1 protein-coding gene is annotated in these 231 nt (G+C 55.4%); it reads right to left on the bottom strand.

Annotation, left to right across the window (positions count from 1 at the left end):
* On the bottom strand, positions 1-212 hold a 212-nt coding region (locus tag ACSV5T_RS10445), incomplete at its 3' end, for a hypothetical protein (RefSeq protein WP_438321108.1).
* Between the last annotated feature and the right edge of the window lie 19 nt (positions 213-231).

Here is a 231-nt window from a genome sequence, read left to right on the forward strand (position 1 = left end):
GCTGAGGCGAAGTAGACCGGGACGTCCTGTTCTTGCATCGCCTCCCCGAATTCCGGGAACAGGCGCTTCATGTTGTCAAACCCGCGTACCGGTTCGTCTGGACTGACGAGCACCTCATTATCGAGGGCGAGCACCCCGTTATTGACTTGTTGTCGGAAAATGTTCTTTTGGAAACCGGCCTGGAGCCCCATCCAACGGTCACGTTGGAACACTTGGTCACTCGAATAGGTT

The organism is Veillonella sp. ZSJB6, from assembly GCF_051549505.1.
Taxonomy (GTDB): Bacteria; Bacillota; Negativicutes; order Veillonellales; family Veillonellaceae; genus Veillonella.